Raw genomic sequence first — 18,050 nt, forward strand, 5'->3', positions numbered from 1 at the left:
GGCTGTAGATCGATGTCGGTCTGTTCACCGGGTGAACCATCGGATGTTTCATACTTCGCACCGTACTACCTGTATGGTGTTCGAACTCACAGAGACAGAGAGGAGCGAAGCTCCTCAAGCAGCCGGGCGCAGCTCGGCGACCGCGTGGCAGCTCGATCTGATCGGTGTGAACGCGTTTCTCGTCGCCGATGGAACGGTAACACTCGTTGACACGGGAACGCCGTGGGGTGTCTCGAGGCTCGTCCGTGAGATCGAACGGACGGGACACGCTGTCAGCGACATTGACCGCGTGTTGCTCACCCATTACGATATCGATCACGTGGGCGGTCTCGGTGGGTTGGACCTCGATGTGCCGGTGTATCTCGGGATGCCAGATCGGGGGTTTCTCACCGGGCGGGAACGGCCATCCTTGTCGACGCCCAAAGGGGTGTTACACCGCGTCGTCGGTCCGTTTCTCCGCGATCGTGACCGCGTGATCGAAACTGTCGAGGATGGTGATGAGATCGGCAGCTTCACGGCGTACCACACACCCGGACACACGCCGGGACACATGGCGTATCTCAGTGAGTCCCTTTCGATCGGCTTTCTCGGGGATCTCGTCATCGAACGCAAGGGAGAACTAGTGCCATCCCCGTGGTATCTGAGCTACGACGCCGATCAGGTCGCCGACAGCATCCACGACCTCGCCGATCGACAGCCGCCGGTCGAGACGATCGGCGTCGGGCACGGCGTGCCGTTCCTCAAAAACGGGAGTGTCCGACTGGCCGAACTCGGCCGATCGATCGCGTGAGTCGCGGCGTCTCGTGTCGAGTGACCACGACCTGCTCGCCAGTACTGAGGCGTACTACGCTCAGTACCGACTGGGTACGGTGATCGGTCGTGCGGGCCAGATCACGATTCCGTTCTCCGAACACGCTGGGACGGTCGCGGGGTGGACCCGAACAGAGTGATGCCCCGAGAAGCACGTTCGACAGCGATGGAGAGCACTCGGACGAAAAACGTCGTACTGTTCCCCGTGGGTCCTCGGAACGATCAAACACCGAGCAGTAGCGAACCCCCAAGGAAGTATCACGACTGCGTTCACCGGCCGTATGATCGAGCGATGCAAGGAATGTCCGGATCACTGAGCCCTTCCTCCTCGCTCTGTCTGTCCACCAGCCACGCGGGAGTCCTTCGGTAGCGAGGTGATCAGGCGGTGAGTTCCTCGGCGACGGTTTCGGGATCCATCAGTTCGGGATCGAGGATGAGCTCTGCGGAGGTGCGCGCGAACTCGGGGAGCGAGTCGTGGATGTAGACGACGACCCGTAGTTGGGAGTTGATCTCGTTTGCGATCGGGATCGAGGTCGCAAGCGTGGAGTCGGTTACGATCAGCAGTTCGGCGGTTTCGGCGTCCGCATCGAGGAGTTGCTCGCGCGAGGCCGTCCCTTCGGCGTGAGTGGTGTCGACACCAGCGGCTTCGAGTGCGTCACCTAGCCCCTCGTCGTCGGGTCCGATAACGACAGCGTTCATCACTCGTACTCGATGGTCGCCGGGGGTTTGTGTGTAACGTCATACAACACGCGCGAAACGTTCGGGAGTGTCCCCGTGATCCGACTCTGGATTCGCTGGAGGACCTCCCAGTCTAGCGGCTGTGCGCGGGCGGTCATCCCATCACGGCTTTCGACCGACCGGACGGCGACCACGTGACCGTGAACCCGGTTGTCGCCTTTCACACCGGTCGCCTTGCCGAGCACAGCCGCGAACGCCTGCCACGGTTCGTACGCTTCGAGTTCGTCCTCCACGACGGCGGTCGCCTCCCTAGCGATTTCGACCTTTTCTTCAGTCACCTCGCCAATAATACGAACGGCGAGACCCGGACCGGGGAACGGCATCCGTTCGGAGACGACCGATTCGAGACCAAGCGCACGGGCTACCTCTCGAACTTCGTCTTTGTACAGCTCTCGAACCGGTTCGACGATTCCCTCGAAATCGACGACATCGGGCAGACCACCGACGTTGTGGTGGGATTTGATGTTGCCATCGCTTTCGATGCGATCGGGATAGATCGTCCCTTGGACGAGATACTCGGCATCGCTACTGTGAGCTTCACGCTCGAACTCGCGAATGAACTGTTCGCCGATCACGTGGCGTTTTTCCTCGGGATCGGTGACGCCCGTCAATGCTTCGAGAAACCGATCCTGTGCGGAAACGATCCTGAGACGGTCCATATACGCGAACGTCTCCCGGATCTCGTCGGTTTCCCCTTTCCGCATCAGTCCTGTGTCGACGTACACTGGGACGAGCTGGTCGCCAACGGCTTCGTGGGCGAGCGCCGCCGCAACCGAGGAATCCACACCACCCGACAGGGCGATGATCGCGTTCGCCGATCCGATCTCTTCGCGGATTTCGGCGACGGCGTCCTCGATGAATTGGTCCGTTTCGACCATTATCGGGCCACCTCCTCAGCTCGGTCGGTTTCACACTGCTTGATGACGGCGTCGATTAATCCGATGAATGGCGGACTCGCACGTCCGGGTCGAGACCGGAACTCCGGATGGAACTGCGTGCCGAGGAAATACGGATGATCGGGCAGTTCGAGGATCTCCATCCGGTTGCCGACACGGCCCGAAAAGCGCAGCCCGTTTTCCTCTAATTGGGCGATGTAGTTTGGATTCACCTCATACCGGTGACGGTGGCGCTCGACACACGGCCCATCGTACAGCTGGGCGGCAAGGGTGTCGGACTGGAGCTCCGTTTCATAGGATCCGAGCCGCATCGTTCCACCCATCTCGTCGAGATCCGACTGATCGGGCAACAGATCGATCACGGGGTTGGGTGTCTCCTCCTCGAACTCCCGAGAATGAGCGGCGTCGAGACCGAGAACGTTGCGGGCGTACTCCACGACCGCGAGCTGAAAGCCCAGACACAACCCGAGATACGGGACCCCGTTTTCGCGTGCATACCGGATCGCGTCGATCTTGCCTTGGGTGCCTCGAACGCCGAAGCCACCGGGAACGACGATTCCATCGGCAGATTCGAGTCGCTGTTTGTGTTTTGCGTTCATCTCCTCGGAGTTGACCCAGCTGACGTTCACGTTGACGCGGTGGTCCAGTCCGGCGTGCTTGAGCGCTTCGTGGACCGAGAGATAAGCATCTTCGAGCGCGTATTTCCCGACGAGAGCAATATTGACCTCTCCATCGGCCTCGCGGGTGACGATCTCCCGCCAGCCGTTGTCACGCTCGTCTTTCGGTATAGCCGACTCCTGTAGTCCAAGCTGTTCCATCACGTACTCGTCGAGTCCTTCGTCTTCGACCATCAGCGGCACGTGATAGATATCGTCGACGTCTGGATTCGAAAACACCGCCTGCGTCGGCACGTCACAGAACAGTGCGATCTTTTCTTTCGTTTCGGGATACAGCCGGTCGTCACACCGACCGACGAGCACGTCCGGCTGGAGACCGATGCTTCGGAGTTCCTTGACGCTGTGTTGGGTCGGCTTGGTCTTCTGCTCGCCGTTTTTCGAGTAGGGAACGAGCGTCACGTGCGTGAGAAGGAAATCCTCTGGCGGTTGCTCGTGAACGAACTGCCGGATCGCTTCGAGAAACGGCATCCCCTCGATGTCACCGACCGTTCCACCGATCTCGACGATACACACGTCGTGGCCCGATGCAGCCTCTCGAATCCGGCGTTTGATGTCGTCGGTGATGTGCGGAATGATCTGGACCGTTTTCCCCAGATAATCTCCGGAACGTTCTTTCTCGATCACGTGCTGGTAGGTTTTTCCTGTCGTGATGTTGTGATCGGACGTCATATCGATGTCGAGGAAGCGCTCGTAGTTCCCCAGATCTAGATCGACTTCACCACCGTCTTTTAACACGTACACCTCTCCGTGTTGAAAGGGGTTCATCGTTCCCGCGTCAACGTTCAGATACGGGTCGATCTTGACAGCAGTGACATCGAAGCCGGCGTTGGCGAGCAGTCGGCCGGTGCTCGCGGCCGTGATCCCCTTGCCGAGCCCAGACATCACGCCGCCAGTGACGAAAATAAACTTATTCCCCAATGTTGGGTCGTAGTCTGTCGGCTCCGTCGGCATACTGTGGGTGGGCTACTGTCGGTGAAAACCGTTTCGGGCGCGAGCCGATGAGTGAACCGATGGCGCACCGTGATGCCCCATTCGTGTTCGCTCACAGCTCGTTCTGGAAGAACGTTGTCACTCGTTCGGCAATGCTGTCGGTTTGTCCGACGAAGAAATGGTCTGCACTCATTTCGAGGGCAGTGTGGCCAGTTTCGTTCACTCGCTCTACGATCGGTTCCCACTCAGCGGTCGTATCGCGTTTGCCGTAGATGATCTGCGTCGGACACCCGACCGTTCCGAGGGCTGCGACGGCGTCCAGCTCCCCGATCCGAGCATCGGGGGCGAGCGCACAGATACACGCCACGTCAACGTCTGCGCTTCCTGCGGCCACGAGTGCGAGCGTTCCCCCGAAGCTAAACCCATACACGCCGACCCGCTCGTACCGTTCGCTGGCCCACGCGATCGCGTTCAGCGTGTCGGTGTACTCACCACGCCCCTCGTCCCACTCGCCATAATCGAACCGAAGCGAGGCGATCCCAGTGGCAGCGAGCGCGTCGGTCACCGCGGTCAACCGGCGATCCGTTCGGGTTCCACCCATCTGTGGATGGGGTGGACAAGCGACGACACACGTGGGTTCCTCTGGAGCAGTCACCGTCCCTCGCACGTCTCTCGCGCCTTCCAGAACAACAGGCTCCGAGTTCGTGGAGGAATCCTCCGCTTCGGTTCCGTTGTGGTCAGTCATAAGTTGTGTTCGTGAGTATGTCCTTTAATAGGCTGGGTCGTTATAGTCCGACTATGGGAATCCTTTCACGGACGTCATACGTCATCCGTTCGAAGATCAATGCCCTCCTCAATCGCACTGAAGATCCCTCCGAAACGCTCGATTACTCCTACGAACAGATGCGAGACGAGCTACAGGAGGTCAAAGAGGGGATTGCCGATCTCACCACACAGAAAAAACGCCTCGAAATGCAGAAACGCCGCCTCGAGGAGAACGTCGACAAGCACAATGAGCAGGCACGTACGGCGGTCGAACAGGATCGGGAGGATCTCGCTCGTCAAGCTCTAGAGAAGAAAAAACAGAAGATGAATCAGATCGAGGATCTCGAGGGACAGATCGCCGATTTACAACAGACACAGGATTCGCTCGTCGAGAAAAAGAATAAGCTCCAAAACCGCATCGAGGAGTTCCGCACGAAAAAGGAGTCGATGAAGGCCCGCTACGAGGCTGCCGAAGCATCAGCTCGCGTCTCCGAAGCCGTGACCGGGGCAGGCGACGAGATGGAAAACGTCTCCCAAGCCATCGACCGCGCCGAAGAGCGCACTCAGGATATGGAAGCTCGCTCTGCGGCGCTCGACGAACTCGAAGACACGGGGGCACTCGAAAGCTCGCTGTCTGACAAAGACAGCCTCGAACGCGAACTCGATGAGATATCGGCCAACAACGAAGTCGAGGCCGAACTTGACACTCTCCGCTCGGAGATGGGCAAAGAGTCCAAAAACGAAAGCAACGACACGAAGACCGAGACCGAGACTGAGACGGATACGGATGTCGCGTCTAACTCCTCCTCGTCTAACTCCTCATCTAACTCGAACTCCGAGATCGAGAGCGAACTAGAAGAGCTTCAGGACGACAAGTCGAAGTGACACCTCATCTACCGATATACATTCGGTAGCCGATCGCTCTCATGGATGGGAGATTGTATTGTATTGTATTGTATTCTCGCTACGACGTCCGTCGATCAGTACACAGTGGGCGTCCACTGAGCGCTATTCACTCAACGACGCGCGTTGGATATCCGGTTCGATGAGCTTTTCATCCCGTTCTCGTTCAAGATACCCACGGAACGCTTCGACATCGACAGCGTCGCGTTGTTGTTCCTTCCGGTCTCGAACCGAGACTGTCCCGGTCGCCTCCTCGTCGTCACCGACGATCAACATGTAGGGAACACGGTCGTCGTGGGTAGCCTGAATCTTCTTCCCGACGGTCCATGAGCGATCCTCGATCGTCACACGGAACGAATCCAACTCGTCTTTGACGGCCTCAGCGTACTCGATGTGGTCGTCGGTGATCGGCAGGATACGGACCTGCTCGGGGGCGAGCCAGAGCGGGAATCGACCGTTGAAATGTTCGATAATGACGCCCATGAATCGCTCGAACGATCCCAACAACGCCCGGTGGATCATTACCGGTCGGTGTTCCTCGTTGTCCTCACCGATGTAGGTGAGTCCCAACCGCTCGGGGATGTTGAAATCCAACTGTACCGTTCCGATCGTCCACTCCCGACCGAGTGCGTCTTTGGCGTTGATGCCGATCTTCGGGCCATAGAAGGCGGCTTCGCCCGCCTCCACGTCGTAGTCGAGATCTTCCGATTCCAGCGAGTCCCGGAGTGCATCGGTGGCGTTCGTCCAGATCTCCTCGCTGCCGATCGCATTATCCCCACGGGTTTCGAGCTTGTACACCACCTCCAAACCGACGTGTCCGTAGATCTCCTCGATGACCTGAATGGCATCGACGATCTCTCCGCGGATCTGATCGGGGCGGATGAAGGCGTGGCCGTCGTCCTGGGTGAATCCACGAACCCGGAACAAACCTGATAGCTCCCCAGACTGTTCGTTTCTATAACACGTTCCGAACTCGGAGAACCGGATCGGGAGGTCCCGGTAAGAGTGGGTGTCCCGGCTGTAGATGTGGGCGTGGTTCGCGCAGTTCATCGGTTTCAGGCCGTACTCGGTGCCGTCCTGTTCCCAATTGAACATTTCACCTTGCTCGGTGAAGTTTTCGTAATGACCCGTCGGTTTCCAGAGCTCGGCCTTGTTGAGTTCGGGCGTCCACACCTCTTCGTAGCCCAGCTCGTCGTTTTTGTTCCGGACGTACTCTTCGAGTTCGCGCCGGATCGTCATCCCGTTGGGATGGTAATGCACACAGCCCGGCGAGTGGTCGGGTACCGAGAAGAGATCGAGTTCCTGACCGATCTTGCGGTGGTCGCGCTCTTTGGCTTTCTCACGCTGTTCGAGGAACGACTCGAGTTCCGATTGGGATTCGAACGCCGTTCCGTACACTCGCGTGAGACTTTCGTTGTCCTCCTCGCCGCGCCAGTACGCAGAAGAGATCGACAACAGCTTGAACCCGCCGATCTCTCCCGTCGAGTCGACGTGTGGTCCTTTACAGAGGTCTTTGAACTCCGCTTGTTCGTAGAACGACACCGGATCCTCGTCGGCTGCCTCCGTTTCGAGGATGTCGCGTTTGAACGGGTTGTCCTGATAGATCTCGAACGCTTCCTCCCGCGAGTGGGTGACGCGCTCGATCGGGATGTCTTCCGCGATGATCTCTCTGGCTTCGTCTTCGATCTGCTCCAGTGCCGCATCGTCGAGATCCACGTTGTACACGTCGTAGTAGAACTTGTCGTCAGTCCACGGACCGATCGTGAGCTTCGCCTCGGGGTAGAGTCGGAGCAATGCCTGTGCGAAAACGTGGGCCGCCGAGTGCCGGAGCACATCGAGATACTCGTCACTGTCCTCGGTGACGATCTCGATGCGAGCACCGTCGTGAACCGGCGTCTGTGCGTCCACGAGCTCTCCGTCGACGACGCCCGCCACGGTGTCGCGCCCGAGACCGGTGCCGATCTCGTAGGCGACGTCCGCGACAGTCGCGTCCTCCTCGACGGTGAGCTCAGATCCGTCCGGAAGCGTGACCGTGATTGCGTCCATACACCAGCAAACCGAGGACGGAGGATAAGTGTGTTGAGACCGTGCGAACGGTTCCAAGGGGGTAGCTCCGGACAGACATCGACGATCGGAACGAGTCCACCAGCAAACACATCGCCACGACAGAAACTGACTGGATTCCATATTATGCTGCCGTGGGCGATCAGGGGGCTCGAGAATCCGGTGTTTGACGTAACGATCCGCGGCCGAGACGACAATGTGAGTTGGCTATAGACGCCCTCGCCGTGACGGTGCTCGATGGGTCGGCGACAAACCCGCCAAACCGCGGTATCTCTCCCGATACGTTAGCGATCACCCGAATTTCGCGTGAGCGCCTTGCTGGACACTGTCCGTGGTGAATCAGGATTTTCGCACGCCGACATCCAGCGACGCATCGACGATTCCGTATCCAAATTCCCCGAACAAGGCCTGAACGCAACTTCCGCGAGCCACCATCTGAAGCAGCCAGAAGATGTGTTTTCGATCCACGGGTCCGCCCGCCATGGTTAGCATGGCACCCCCCTCGTCGGTAGCTTCGATCGAGACAGTGTTTCGAACGGATTCGCTCCCGTTCCTTCGTGTCCGAACGAGCAGATCGCCGTTCGACTGCTGTTCGGTCTCGTAGCTGACCGTCCCTGTCCGCAGCCCAAACAGTGCTGAGGTTTTGTATGCTACGCCATTCTCGTGGGCTTCGGTGCCATCACCATCAGCGAGCGCGGCCGACCACGCGGCTATCGGATGATCACCGTTTTTGAACTCCTCGCGGACATCTACAGCCGAGCGGTCGGTCACGAAATGGAGTTCCGCCTTGACCGTGAAAACGGGGAGAACGACGAGGACGGAAGCCTCCAGGGAGAAGATGATCCAAAACAGCTCTCCTTCGGTTCTGAACAGATGTATTCCTCCTCCCAGTAGTCCAGCAAGCAGTAGAATCGTTACCCAGACAACAATAACCATGCGACGATATCCCCGTCGAGGGTGCGTTGCCGCAGTTTCATCCATACCGGGACATCAAAGTATTGATTATAAATGATTTCGATATGGATGTATATCGTTATGTATTTGAAAGCACACAGGTAAGTGCAAGCGGACGATCTCAGTCGTCACTCGGGATAGTGGCACGCTCGCCCGGTTCGGATCCCTGTCGCTCATTAGCGAGCGTCCTGATCCGGTCCATCGGTGTTGTTGGGGGGGCTTCCTCGGCGGTAGCGGACGGGACGACCCATTCGAGTTCCCCGTTGCGCCGGCAGGCCATCGCCACGCTCGGCAACGAGATGAACTCGTGGGTTTCGCCGGTGATCGCCGAATGAACGGTCTCCCGGTCGAACCCGCCTTCGAGCGTCGCACCGCACTCGGTGGCCCACTGTTTGAACTCGGCGACTCGCTCTCGGATCGTTGCCCCGGCGTCCGTACGAGCGACTGCGGGATCGGTGCTTACCCGCGAACCCCACACCGTGACTGTGTAGTCGTCGATCTCCCCATCGGTCCTGAACGCCTCGAGACGGTCGATCATCGTCTCCACTTGTACCCCGGTTCCCGAGGAAAGTGACCGAACGTACAGTTCTATTCTCGTGGACGATCTGGCATTGTCGGACATCTTGTCTGTACACCACGGCGTAAACGACCAAAAACGTTCGCTACGTTTCCTACGGTGACAATCCATCCCGCAATACATTACAAATGTACATATTTACAGGACCGGACTGGTCGATACGTATCAGTCGTGGCTATGGTCTACTAACGTGACGGGGTACAGGAACGTCGGTGGCCTGGTGGATCATTCGCGTTTATCTTCATATCGGCTCCACGCCAGTTCCGGGTCGGTCGACCGTCGACAGATCGATGGTTCCCTCCGACATCCGAATTCCGTCGTAGGGGTCCTCTGCGAGGAGGAGTGATCCATCCAGGTCGGCGTAGTCGACCAGCGGCGTGAGGTGGCACGCGCTGGCGATGACGGCGTTCGTCTCGACCATACAGCCGAGCATGACCTCAAGGTCGTGCGCGCGGGCGGCATGTATCAGCCGGAGCGCTTGGAGTGGCCCGCCGCACTTCATGAGTTTGACCACGACGACGTCGGAGCGGTCGGCCACGTTCGGCACGTCAGATGGTACCACACACGACTCGTCGACGGCGATCGGGAGGCGAGCGTGTTCGTAGACGAACCGGAGGCCCTCGCTGTCAGTGGCAGCAACTGGCTGTTCGAGGAATTCGACGTCGTGTTTGGCGAGCGTTTTGCTCATTTCGACCGCTTCTCGGGGCGTCCATCCCTCGTTGGCGTCGACGCGGATCCGTGCCTCGGGGGCAGCGGTACGGACGGCCTCGACGATTTCAGGATCACGGTCGGAACCCAGTTTCATTTTCAGCACCGTGTAGCCCTCATCGACGGCATCGCGCGCGTTGTCGGCCATCGTCTGTGGATCGTCGAGACCGACAGTGAACGAGGAGGTGATCGACCGAGATGGATCGAGACCGAAAAGCCGATACAACGGGAGATCGAGTCGTTTCCCGACGAGATCGTGAACCGCGATGGAAACCGCAGCTTTCGCTGCGGCGTTGCCCCTAACGCGGTCGTCCATCTCTCGCGTGATCGCGGTCCGGTTCAGCGGATCTCCGACCGTTTCGAGGGCATCGAACAGATCGGGCAGCACTGATTCCACGGTGGCTGGCGTTTCGCCGTAGTAGGGATCCGGTGCTGCCGCGCCGATGCCTGTTCGTTCGCCGTCGTCGATCCGAACGACGACGTTCTCAGTCGTTTCGGTCGTTCCCCGTGAGATGGTAAACGGCTGGTCGAGGGGCAACGAAACGCGTTCGAAGGAGGCTTCAAGATCGACGCTCTGCGTCATGGTCGTTCCTCGATGGCCGTTACGACCTCTTCGATCCCGAACCGGATGGGATCGGTCGCAGGTGCGTCGATGGCGTTTCCGTAGGTTTCGAGGGCTTTCCGTGCGTCCGCCGTGTTGAGTGCTGCCGTGTTGAGCGCGCCACCGACGACCGAACACGGGGTGAGTGCCCCCGAGAGCGATTGGTACAGATCGGCGATCTCTGATACTGGAGGAAGAGAGAACGATTCGTATCCGTGAACGACGTCTCGACCAGCCTCGTGACAGAGAACAAGGGCATCTGCCATCGTGCCGTGGAGGATGCTGCTCGTTACCCCCGAATACGCGGGATGAACGATCGAGCCTTGTCCCTCGACGAAGAGATAGTCGTGATGCTCCCGCTCGAGTAACATTCGCTCCAGTGCTCCTGCCGCGAAATCGCTCACGACGCGGTCGATGACGATGCCGTCGCCGTCGAGCATCACGCCCGTCTGGCCGGTCGGAACCATTCCCGCGTCGAGTCCCCGGTCGCGGGCGGCCTCGACCAACTCCATCGTCGTGGTCATCTTTCCGACCGAACAGTCCGTCCCGACGGTGAGCACCACCGTCGCGTCGATGTCACGAGCCACGCCGTCGCTCACCGTGAGATCCTCCGGTGGGCGACGAACGTCCCAGATCCGACAGTCGTGTGTCGCTGCGAACTGTGCGAACTCCTCGTCGTCTCTGAGATACTGATGCAGGCCGGACCACACGTCACTTCCGCGGGCGAGCGCACCAGCGATGTCCGAACGCCACGTTTCGTCGAACGTTCCACCGATCGGTGCGATCCCAACGACGAGGACGTCCATCTCCGGGACTGCCTCGATGGTGTCGACGATCGGTGCGTCCTGTACGTCCGTCAGATGGTCGCTTACCCGGCTACCGGCTGTCTCACGATCGATGACAGCGACGATGTCGTGGTCGCCGTACCGTAACAATCCTTGGGCGGTTTTGGCCCCCGATGGAAACCGACCGTGGGCCAGTAACGCGAGTCGCATACATCCCACTTGCAGTGAACGTAGTTAACTGGCCCGACGTCGGGTAGGCCGACTGAGCCGTCAGATACCAGCCGCGACCCCCATCTCGACGAGCTGTGTAGCGCGGTCGGCTTTCGCCAAGAGGACTTCCCGAAGCGTCGGTGGCGTATCCAGCCGCTCGGGAAGCATCGGCTCGGGAACGGCCAACGTCCGACCCGGCACCCCAGCGTCCCCGTGAACCGCGAGGTGACGGCTCCCGAGCTTCATAACTAGTGGATTGTCGAGGCGCTCGATTCCCGCACCGGTGGCGTACAGCTGCTCGTTGACTGCCTCGTGTTGCTCGTCGTGCATCACCGGCCGGTCGCCTTGGTGTGGCTCTATGTACAACCGGCCGAGATAGTACGCCCGTGAGAACGGTTCGAACATTCTTTCCACAGGTGTTTGTTAGCTATTCACATGAATAAGGGTTTGGCAGTAGATTTATATTGGCGTGCAATCAGATCTGATCGTGGCGACGTGTGGTGAAGTCGACACCGCTTTATTCTGGGAGTGAAGGAAGTCGGTCATGATCCCAAAGCGGTGGGCACAGTATTATCTGGGCAACGGACCGAGTCTCGTCTGGCTGTTGCTGGCGAACGTGGTGGGTGTGCTCGTCGGCGTTCGGTACTACGTCGAGACGATGCCCGCTGTCTCGACGTTTGCATGGCCGTTGTATGCGGATTCACCGACTGCCGTGTTGCTCGCAGCGTTGTCGATAACGACGTTGTTACCGAATCTCGGTCGTCGGATCGATGACGCACCGATGAACCGTCCGCTCGCGTATCTCCACACGCTTGCGTTCGTGTGGCTCGTGAAGTACGGTCTCTGGACGGTGCTCGTGCTTAATCTCGAGTTTTCCTCGTACTATCCCGATCTATGGGCGTACTTCGGCATTATCATCACCCATCTGTTGTTCGTCGTGGAGGCGTTCCTCATTCCTCAGTACGGAGCCACGACGCGAGGGGCACTCGTGGTTGCCCTTGGCGCGCTGTTATGCAATGATTTCGTCGATTATTGGCTCGCCGATGTCGGTGTGTGTCTGCTCGGTCAGCCGTTGGGTCGGTGTGATCTATACCCACCTTTGCGCGCTGACCCTGGTGTGATTATTCCTCTCCTAACCGTTGTGCTCTCAGTCTGTTCAGTCACGCTCGCAGCCCGATCGTTCGAACGGTTTGAACCCGGTGAATAGTTTCTACCGCGGCTATCACGGATCGTTTAGGCCATAAACAGTCCGAACGGACAGCTGTCCTTTTATGTATGGGCAAAGTGGAACAGCTAAATGGATCGTCACCTCACACTCGTGCTCTTAACTGCCGTAATGCTTGCTGTCGGTGTGATGCCAGGGACGGCCACAAACGGCAGCGCACAGATGGAGGACGACGACCCGATGGGTCACTCGGTGTCGTCATTCATGCAGGTCAGCGCTGTGGAAGCTGATAGCACTGTTGACCGGGAAATGTGGGAAGCATCATTCGAAAGTGCTGAAAACGAGTCTGAGAAAGCAGCACTGATCGAACAGCGCTCAGAACAGCTCTCAGAAGATCTGTCGGCGGTTCACGCTCAACAAGAACAGCTCGAGAACGGAACTCTCTCCCGGGCGTACAGCGATGCACTCAACGCTCACGTTACGGAGCTTCGACAGTCCGTCCGGAACACAAGCCAAACCGCGAACGAATCGAACATGAGCTCGAGCACGCTCTCGGCACTTCGGAAAGAGGCGTGTAACGTGACCGTTTCTAACCACTCCGAGATCGTGGTTGCCTCGAATGGGACGGATCTTCAGTGTCCGTCCCACACCCCAGGAAACATTCCAGATAACAACACGACGGTCACGCCTCCTGACACCGACAACGGGTCGAACAACACCACCACGGACACGCCACCCGCCCCCGGCAACAACACGACGGAGGTACCGGGTGCACCCGGCGACAATACGACGGAGGCACCTAGCGAACCTGGTGACAACACGACTGACACACCACAAGAGCCTAGCAATAACACGACAGAGACACCACGAGAGCCAGGTAACAACACGACTGGCACGCCACAAGAGCCTAGCAATAACACGACGAAAACCGAGACGACGAACGACTCGGGAACGATACTCGGATCTCCGCTCCAGAACAATCGGTTGATGAGGCCGACGTACGGTACTCCGCTCGGTTGATCATTCCGAGGGGTCGGTCGATCCAGGAGACCCGAAGAGAGCGTCACGGTTTTCAGGTCGAACCACTTACTTCAGGTTAATGGATTCCGCCGCGCTGCTCGATCTATTGGGGAACGAGAACCGTCGGCGCATCCTCCGTCTACTAGCGCGAAAACCGTGTTACGTCACTGAGATCAGCGAATATCTCGGAGTCAGTCCGAAAGCGGTTATCGACCATCTTCGCAAACTGGAGCAGGCTGGACTGGTCGAATCCCGCGTCGACGATCAGCGTAGAAAGTATTTTTCGATCGCTCGGAACCTCCGCTTGGAAGTGAACGTCTCTCCGTACGGGTTCGGTGCTAAAAGCGCGTATTCGGCCAGTCGCGGATTAGATATGACGCGCTGCCGATACCTCACCATCGACATCACATCCCCGGATCATGTGGGAGAATTGACAGAACTCACGCGTGAGTTACAACGGTTAGAAGAGCTTTCGAACGAGCTATCGATGGCTCAACGGTGGGTTCACGGTCGGCTGACGGATGTGATGGACGGTATTTCACGCCGGATTCACGAGGACTCTGCGCTCGGGGCCCGTGAAGGGGACGACGCTCGTTTTTACGCCGAGGTGTTGTCCGCGCTTGCGAACGGTTCGGAGCGAATCGACCAGATCAGCCGGTCGGTCGATGCGTCCCCGGATCTCGTTGAGGATGCGCTCCAGTCGCTCGCTCGTCACGGCGTCGTCGAACAGAACGATGGAACGTGGACGCTCACCGCGGACTGAGTGGTTCACTCGATGTCTCGGGTCACACCGTCACGGAGGTCTCGTCCGAAGTAGTAGCCGAGCACTGCCACCACTATCCCGACGCCGAAGCCGACGGTAGCGAATTCCGTCACGTTAGAGCCGACAAGAGCGATCGTCATGTATCGAGAGAGGACACTCACGCCGACAGCGACCGCGCCCGCAGCACCGATTTCGAGGTACTGGCGCGTGTCCCCGATACCGCCGAGCGCGAATGCAGCGCCGAAAAGACCGACCAGACCCACACCGGGAAGGGCCGAGATGATCGGGATGAAGGAGGGTACGAACAGTCCGATCGAAAGCACCACCAGCGCGAGCAGGAAATACCGCGGGGAAAACACGCCGGTAATCTTCGAGACGAAACGATCGCGCCGAGAACTGGCCTGTGATTCCGAGCGGGAGGCGGTCTCCTCGCGCTCGCGGAGGAGTTCGTCAGTACTCATACATACATGTAGGGAACCGTGCCATATTGATCTTCTTGTGGACTACCGGTTTTCTCGGGAGGCCAGTGTAACTTCCATTGTAGCAAGCCACTTTCGAACTGCAGACACTATCTCTACCGGTCCCTGTATCAAGCGCATTGTCGTGGCGAGGGCGCACGACTGCGTGTCCACGAACGGCACGATAGTGACGTGATCCGTGGTTACTTCGGAGGATGTCACGGATCGGCCGCCATGACGGACGTGTCTGATGCGGAGAGTGCCCAGCCAGGCACGGATACCCCTAGACGAATCTACGAATCTGGGGGACGGTTGCGGCGCTGTGTAGGACGGTGAGCAGTGTGTCCACTCACCGCGAGCGGGGCGAGTGGTGCGCTTCGCGCACCCGAGCGCAAAAAAGGTGGGGTTGAAGTATGCGGTGTTGGTAGACCCGACATGGACTCTGGGGATCGCATTCGGGTCGAACGCGGTGATGTAGTGTATGAGGGTGTCTGTCTCCCTTCCTCGACTGAGGAGACGGTCGTCGTGAAACTTGACGGTGGGTACAACGTCGGCATCGACCGCGAGAAAAGCAGTATCGAACTGCTTGAACCGGACGTGTACGACATCGATACCGGAACGAGTAGCGATGAATCGGCCGTGGAAACCGATCCCGATCTTCCGACGATCTCTCTGATCTCGACGGGCGGGACGATCGCCTCCACGGTGGATTACCGGACTGGCGCGGTCACAGCCCAGTTCGACGCCGAGGACGTGTTGCGCGCAGTGCCGGATCTCGCAGGCCGGGCCAACTACCGGGGACGGGTTGTCACGAACATCCTGAGCGAGAACATGACTCCCGGAGTGTGGCAGGATCTCGCGTGGGCAGTGTACGAGGAGATCGATGCCGGAGCGGATGGCGTGGTCGTCATGCACGGTACGGATACGATGCAGTATACGGCTTCTGCGCTCTCGTTCATGCTCGATACACCCGTTCCGATCGTCTTCACAGGAAGCCAGCGCTCGGCCGATCGACCGTCGAGCGACAACGTAATGAACGCCGTTTGTGCGGTCGAAGCGGCAAAATCAGACTGTGCAGAGGTGCTCGTCTGCATGCACGAAACTGAAAACGACACGACGTGCGCGCTTCACCGGGGGACCCGCGTCCGGAAGAATCACACGTCACGGCGCGACGCCTTCGAGACGGTCGGCAACGAACCGCTGGGGGTGATCGACTACGACACTGAGGCGGTGTCGTTCCGGCGGGCCTACGAGCCGCGAGGTGACACGACACTGGACATCGCGCCGGAACTCGAAACCGACGTGGAACTCCTCAAGGTCACCCCCGGAATGGACGAGGCGTTTCTCGATGTCTGTTCGGGGAAAGCTGGCGTCGTGATCGAAGGAACGGGGCTGGGCCACGTTCGTACGGACCTCATCGATCGCATCGAGACGTTGATCGAGGACGGAACGACGGTCGTGATGACTAGCCAGTGTTTGGACGGACGGATCTGCGATCGCGTGTACGACACAGGGCGCGATCTGCTCGATGCAGGCGTGATCGAAGGGGAGAACATCCTCCCTGGGACGGCGACGGTGAAGTTAATGTGGACGCTGGCGAACCGATCGACAGTCCCTAAAGCGATGCGAACTCCGATCGCGGGCGAGGTGACCGAACGCTCGGTACCATGGACGTGACCCAGATCGCTATCAGACCGGCCCGACCCGACGACTACGAGGCCGTCGCGGCGTTTACGCGGAACACGTGGCCCGACCGGGAGGGGACGGACTACCTCCCTCGGATCTATCACGGCTGGATCGAGGGCGACGGAGACCGAAAGCGGACGGTCGTCGCCGATACTGGCGATGAGATCGCCGGCATCTGTCAGGCCGTCATGCTGTCGTCCCACGAAGCGTGGGCCCAAGGCATGCGCGTCAACCCCTCATACCGGGGTGAAGGGATCAGTACTGACCTTAATGCCGCGCTGTTCGAGTGGGCGCGCGATCGCGGGGCGACCGTCTGTCGGAACATGGTGTTTTCATGGAACGTCGCTGGATTGGGCGGCTCGCGGGCTGTGGGGTTCGAACCCGTCACCGAGTTCCGGTGGGCACAGCCGGATCCGGTATCCGACCCTCACGAGACGGAACTGGACATTTCGAACGACCCCGCCACGGCATGGCGCTACTGGACCGACAGCTCGGCACGCGAACAGTTGGCTGGATTGGCACTCGATCGCGTCGAGTCGTGGGCGCTCTCGGAACTCACGCCGTCGGATCTCGAACGGGCGGCCGAAGAAACCGCCGTCGTTGCGGTGCTCGATGACGGCGTTTGTGCTATGACCTTCCGGACCGGCGTTCGGAGCACTGAGACCGACGCAGGTCAGACCGAAACTGTTGCCGAATACGGTGTCGGTGCGTGGGACGATATCGACGCTGCACGGGTGTTGTTCCGCGCTATCAAAGCCGACGCTGCCGAGGTCGGGGCGGATCGAACGCGGGTACTCGTTCCGGAAACTCCCCGACACGTCTCCGATGTCGCGTGGCTTCGTACTGGTGTCAGCGATCATCCCGATTTCGTTCTCGCTGCCGACCTGACCGACCGGTGAGAGTCGGAGCCGTCACCCAGTTTTATTGTATCAGTCATCGAACCGGTGGGTATGGACACCGAATCGTTCTTCGAGGAGATGCCGTTTGCGGACCTGCTCGGCGTTGAAGTGACCGACGCCGCCGACGGCCACGCCGAAGGATGGATCGAGATGCGCGACGAACTGTCGTGGAACGCCGACCGAGTCATGGCCCACGGCGGTGTGACGTTCACGCTCGCCGACACGGTCGGAGGGGCTGCGCTCGTCTCGCTTATCGACCAGCCCGTTCCGACGATCGACATGCGGATCGACTATCTGAGCGCCGGAACCGGCGACTTGTACGCGGAGGCCGACGTCGTCCGGTGTGGCAGCCACGTCGGCGTGGTGGACGTGGACGTGTTCGCCGACGACGATACACACCTCGCAGACGCGCGCGGCGTGTACAAGACGGGGTGAAACGGA

22 protein-coding genes are annotated in these 18,050 nt (G+C 59.3%); 11 read left to right on the top strand and 11 right to left on the bottom strand.

Features of this window, described 5'->3' with window-relative positions; genetic code table 11:
* Window positions 1–73: 73 nt before the first annotated feature.
* Together MW046_RS12595 and MW046_RS12600 are read left to right on the top strand one after the other, a co-directional pair.
* Window positions 74–790, top strand: coding sequence for an MBL fold metallo-hydrolase (locus tag MW046_RS12595; RefSeq protein WP_247993454.1), 717 nt, complete (start codon window positions 74–76; stop codon window positions 788–790).
* A 13-nt stretch (window positions 791–803) separates the two neighbouring features.
* On the top strand, window positions 804–950 hold the full coding sequence (locus MW046_RS12600; protein WP_247993455.1) for a hypothetical protein: 147 nt from the start codon (window positions 804–806) through the stop codon (window positions 948–950).
* A gap of 238 nt (window positions 951–1,188) precedes the next feature.
* On the opposite strand, the gene MW046_RS12605 is transcribed toward MW046_RS12600, so the two are convergent.
* The 4 genes from MW046_RS12605 to MW046_RS12620 form a co-directional block, all read right to left on the bottom strand.
* Window positions 1,189–1,509, bottom strand: coding sequence for a DUF7126 family protein (locus MW046_RS12605; protein WP_247993456.1), 321 nt, complete (start codon window positions 1,507–1,509; stop codon window positions 1,189–1,191).
* On the bottom strand, window positions 1,509–2,426 hold the full coding sequence (gene guaA, locus MW046_RS12610; protein ID WP_247993457.1) for a glutamine-hydrolyzing GMP synthase: 918 nt from the start codon (window positions 2,424–2,426) through the stop codon (window positions 1,509–1,511). The genes MW046_RS12605 and guaA overlap by 1 nt, the downstream gene beginning before the upstream one ends.
* Window positions 2,426–4,072, bottom strand: coding sequence for a glutamine hydrolyzing CTP synthase (gene pyrG / locus MW046_RS12615; protein WP_247993458.1), 1,647 nt, complete (start codon window positions 4,070–4,072; stop codon window positions 2,426–2,428). The genes guaA and pyrG overlap by 1 nt, the downstream gene beginning before the upstream one ends.
* Before the next feature lie 91 nt (window positions 4,073–4,163).
* A complete protein-coding gene (locus tag MW046_RS12620; RefSeq protein ID WP_247993459.1) occupies window positions 4,164–4,796 on the bottom strand; it encodes an alpha/beta hydrolase in 633 nt (210 codons plus the stop codon).
* A gap of 53 nt (window positions 4,797–4,849) precedes the next feature.
* On the opposite strand from MW046_RS12620, the gene MW046_RS12625 reads away from it, so the two are divergent.
* Complete coding sequence (locus tag MW046_RS12625) at window positions 4,850–5,701, top strand: PspA/IM30 family protein (protein WP_247993460.1); 852 nt, start codon at window positions 4,850–4,852, stop codon at window positions 5,699–5,701.
* A 123-nt stretch (window positions 5,702–5,824) separates the two neighbouring features.
* Here the strand turns inward: MW046_RS12625 and thrS are convergent, their stop codons facing one another.
* Window positions 5,825–7,765, bottom strand: a complete 1,941-nt coding sequence (thrS, locus tag MW046_RS12630) for a threonine--tRNA ligase (protein ID WP_247993461.1) — start codon at window positions 7,763–7,765, stop codon at window positions 5,825–5,827.
* A 110-nt stretch (window positions 7,766–7,875) separates the two neighbouring features.
* Between thrS and MW046_RS12635 the strand changes: the two genes are divergently transcribed.
* Both MW046_RS12635 and MW046_RS19450 read left to right on the top strand, forming a co-directional pair.
* On the top strand, window positions 7,876–7,953 hold the full coding sequence (locus MW046_RS12635; protein ID WP_247994779.1) for a hypothetical protein: 78 nt from the start codon (window positions 7,876–7,878) through the stop codon (window positions 7,951–7,953).
* Between the two features lie 33 nt (window positions 7,954–7,986).
* Window positions 7,987–8,121: a hypothetical protein gene (locus tag MW046_RS19450; protein WP_282190213.1), complete on the top strand. Its 135-nt coding sequence runs from the start codon at window positions 7,987–7,989 to the stop codon at window positions 8,119–8,121.
* Between the two features lies 1 nt (window position 8,122).
* Here MW046_RS19450 and MW046_RS12640 read toward each other — a convergent pair whose 3' ends face one another.
* The 5 genes from MW046_RS12640 to MW046_RS12660 form a co-directional block, all read right to left on the bottom strand.
* Window positions 8,123–8,764, bottom strand: coding sequence for a hypothetical protein (locus MW046_RS12640; RefSeq protein ID WP_247993462.1), 642 nt, complete (start codon window positions 8,762–8,764; stop codon window positions 8,123–8,125).
* A 94-nt stretch (window positions 8,765–8,858) separates the two neighbouring features.
* On the bottom strand, window positions 8,859–9,359 hold the full coding sequence (locus MW046_RS12645; protein WP_247993463.1) for an HTH domain-containing protein: 501 nt from the start codon (window positions 9,357–9,359) through the stop codon (window positions 8,859–8,861).
* A gap of 196 nt (window positions 9,360–9,555) precedes the next feature.
* Window positions 9,556–10,605 carry a dipeptide epimerase gene (locus MW046_RS12650; protein WP_247993464.1) on the bottom strand — a complete coding sequence of 350 codons (1,050 nt, stop codon included), beginning with the start codon at window positions 10,603–10,605 and terminating at the stop codon, window positions 9,556–9,558.
* Entirely contained in the window at window positions 10,602–11,618 is a 1,017-nt protein-coding gene (locus tag MW046_RS12655; RefSeq protein ID WP_247993465.1) for an N-acetyltransferase DgcN family protein, read from the bottom strand. Before MW046_RS12655 ends, MW046_RS12650 begins: the two co-directional genes overlap by 4 nt.
* A 60-nt stretch (window positions 11,619–11,678) precedes the next feature.
* On the bottom strand, window positions 11,679–12,023 hold the full coding sequence (locus tag MW046_RS12660; RefSeq protein WP_247994780.1) for a DUF5802 family protein: 345 nt from the start codon (window positions 12,021–12,023) through the stop codon (window positions 11,679–11,681).
* A 139-nt stretch (window positions 12,024–12,162) separates the two neighbouring features.
* Here MW046_RS12660 and MW046_RS12665 point away from each other — a divergent pair, with 139 nt between their 5' ends.
* From MW046_RS12665 to MW046_RS12675, 3 genes are all read left to right on the top strand, one after another.
* Window positions 12,163–12,825 (top strand): DUF1405 domain-containing protein, encoded by a 663-nt coding sequence (locus MW046_RS12665; protein ID WP_247993466.1) that lies wholly within the window; start codon window positions 12,163–12,165, stop codon window positions 12,823–12,825.
* A gap of 90 nt (window positions 12,826–12,915) precedes the next feature.
* On the top strand, window positions 12,916–13,803 hold the full coding sequence (locus MW046_RS12670) for a RodZ family helix-turn-helix domain-containing protein (protein ID WP_247993467.1): 888 nt from the start codon (window positions 12,916–12,918) through the stop codon (window positions 13,801–13,803).
* 79 nt (window positions 13,804–13,882) lie between these two features.
* Window positions 13,883–14,566, top strand: a complete 684-nt coding sequence (locus MW046_RS12675) for an ArsR/SmtB family transcription factor (protein WP_247993468.1) — start codon at window positions 13,883–13,885, stop codon at window positions 14,564–14,566.
* A 5-nt stretch (window positions 14,567–14,571) separates the two neighbouring features.
* Here the strand turns inward: MW046_RS12675 and MW046_RS12680 are convergent, their stop codons facing one another.
* Entirely contained in the window at window positions 14,572–15,027 is a 456-nt protein-coding gene (locus MW046_RS12680) for a DUF8526 domain-containing protein (protein ID WP_247993469.1), read from the bottom strand.
* Window positions 15,028–15,459: 432 nt separating this feature from the next.
* Here MW046_RS12680 and gatD point away from each other — a divergent pair, with 432 nt between their 5' ends.
* The 3 genes from gatD to MW046_RS12695 are packed head-to-tail and all read left to right on the top strand — an operon-like array spanning window position 15,460 to window position 18,044.
* Complete coding sequence (gatD, locus tag MW046_RS12685; RefSeq protein ID WP_247993470.1) at window positions 15,460–16,701, top strand: Glu-tRNA(Gln) amidotransferase subunit GatD; 1,242 nt, start codon at window positions 15,460–15,462, stop codon at window positions 16,699–16,701.
* On the top strand, window positions 16,692–17,609 hold the full coding sequence (locus MW046_RS12690) for a GNAT family N-acetyltransferase (protein ID WP_247993471.1): 918 nt from the start codon (window positions 16,692–16,694) through the stop codon (window positions 17,607–17,609). Before gatD ends, MW046_RS12690 begins: the two co-directional genes overlap by 10 nt.
* Before the next feature lie 51 nt (window positions 17,610–17,660).
* The gene (locus MW046_RS12695; RefSeq protein WP_247993472.1) at window positions 17,661–18,044 is read left to right on the top strand and encodes a PaaI family thioesterase; all 384 of its coding nucleotides are present in this window, start codon (window positions 17,661–17,663) and stop codon (window positions 18,042–18,044) included.
* Window positions 18,045–18,050: the final 6 nt, after the last annotated feature.

Origin of the sequence: Halocatena salina (assembly GCF_023115355.1) — an archaeon.
Taxonomy (GTDB): Archaea; Halobacteriota; Halobacteria; order Halobacteriales; family Haloarculaceae; genus Halocatena; species Halocatena salina.

What these genes read in the sequence shown, in the direction of transcription:
- MW046_RS12655 (WP_247993465.1), bottom strand. Translation starts at nt 11,618, where the DNA reads ATGCGACTCGCGTTACTGGCCCACGGTCGGTTTCCATCGGGGGCCAAA.
- MW046_RS12605 (WP_247993456.1), bottom strand. Translation starts at nt 1,509, where the DNA reads ATGAACGCTGTCGTTATCGGACCCGACGACGAGGGGCTAGGTGACGCA.
- MW046_RS12670 (WP_247993467.1), top strand. Translation starts at nt 12,916, where the DNA reads ATGGATCGTCACCTCACACTCGTGCTCTTAACTGCCGTAATGCTTGCT.
- MW046_RS12690 (WP_247993471.1), top strand. Translation starts at nt 16,692, where the DNA reads ATGGACGTGACCCAGATCGCTATCAGACCGGCCCGACCCGACGACTAC.
- MW046_RS12695 (WP_247993472.1), top strand. Translation starts at nt 17,661, where the DNA reads ATGGACACCGAATCGTTCTTCGAGGAGATGCCGTTTGCGGACCTGCTC.
- MW046_RS12620 (WP_247993459.1), bottom strand. Translation starts at nt 4,796, where the DNA reads ATGACTGACCACAACGGAACCGAAGCGGAGGATTCCTCCACGAACTCG.
- MW046_RS12665 (WP_247993466.1), top strand. Translation starts at nt 12,163, where the DNA reads ATGATCCCAAAGCGGTGGGCACAGTATTATCTGGGCAACGGACCGAGT.
- MW046_RS12645 (WP_247993463.1), bottom strand. Translation starts at nt 9,359, where the DNA reads ATGTCCGACAATGCCAGATCGTCCACGAGAATAGAACTGTACGTTCGG.
- MW046_RS12680 (WP_247993469.1), bottom strand. Translation starts at nt 15,027, where the DNA reads ATGAGTACTGACGAACTCCTCCGCGAGCGCGAGGAGACCGCCTCCCGC.
- gatD (WP_247993470.1), top strand. Translation starts at nt 15,460, where the DNA reads ATGGACTCTGGGGATCGCATTCGGGTCGAACGCGGTGATGTAGTGTAT.
- guaA (WP_247993457.1), bottom strand. Translation starts at nt 2,426, where the DNA reads ATGGTCGAAACGGACCAATTCATCGAGGACGCCGTCGCCGAAATCCGC.
- MW046_RS12675 (WP_247993468.1), top strand. Translation starts at nt 13,883, where the DNA reads ATGGATTCCGCCGCGCTGCTCGATCTATTGGGGAACGAGAACCGTCGG.
- MW046_RS12595 (WP_247993454.1), top strand. Translation starts at nt 74, where the DNA reads ATGGTGTTCGAACTCACAGAGACAGAGAGGAGCGAAGCTCCTCAAGCA.
- pyrG (WP_247993458.1), bottom strand. Translation starts at nt 4,072, where the DNA reads ATGCCGACGGAGCCGACAGACTACGACCCAACATTGGGGAATAAGTTT.
- thrS (WP_247993461.1), bottom strand. Translation starts at nt 7,765, where the DNA reads ATGGACGCAATCACGGTCACGCTTCCGGACGGATCTGAGCTCACCGTC.
- MW046_RS12650 (WP_247993464.1), bottom strand. Translation starts at nt 10,605, where the DNA reads ATGACGCAGAGCGTCGATCTTGAAGCCTCCTTCGAACGCGTTTCGTTG.
- MW046_RS12625 (WP_247993460.1), top strand. Translation starts at nt 4,850, where the DNA reads ATGGGAATCCTTTCACGGACGTCATACGTCATCCGTTCGAAGATCAAT.
- MW046_RS12640 (WP_247993462.1), bottom strand. Translation starts at nt 8,764, where the DNA reads ATGGATGAAACTGCGGCAACGCACCCTCGACGGGGATATCGTCGCATG.
- MW046_RS12660 (WP_247994780.1), bottom strand. Translation starts at nt 12,023, where the DNA reads ATGTTCGAACCGTTCTCACGGGCGTACTATCTCGGCCGGTTGTACATA.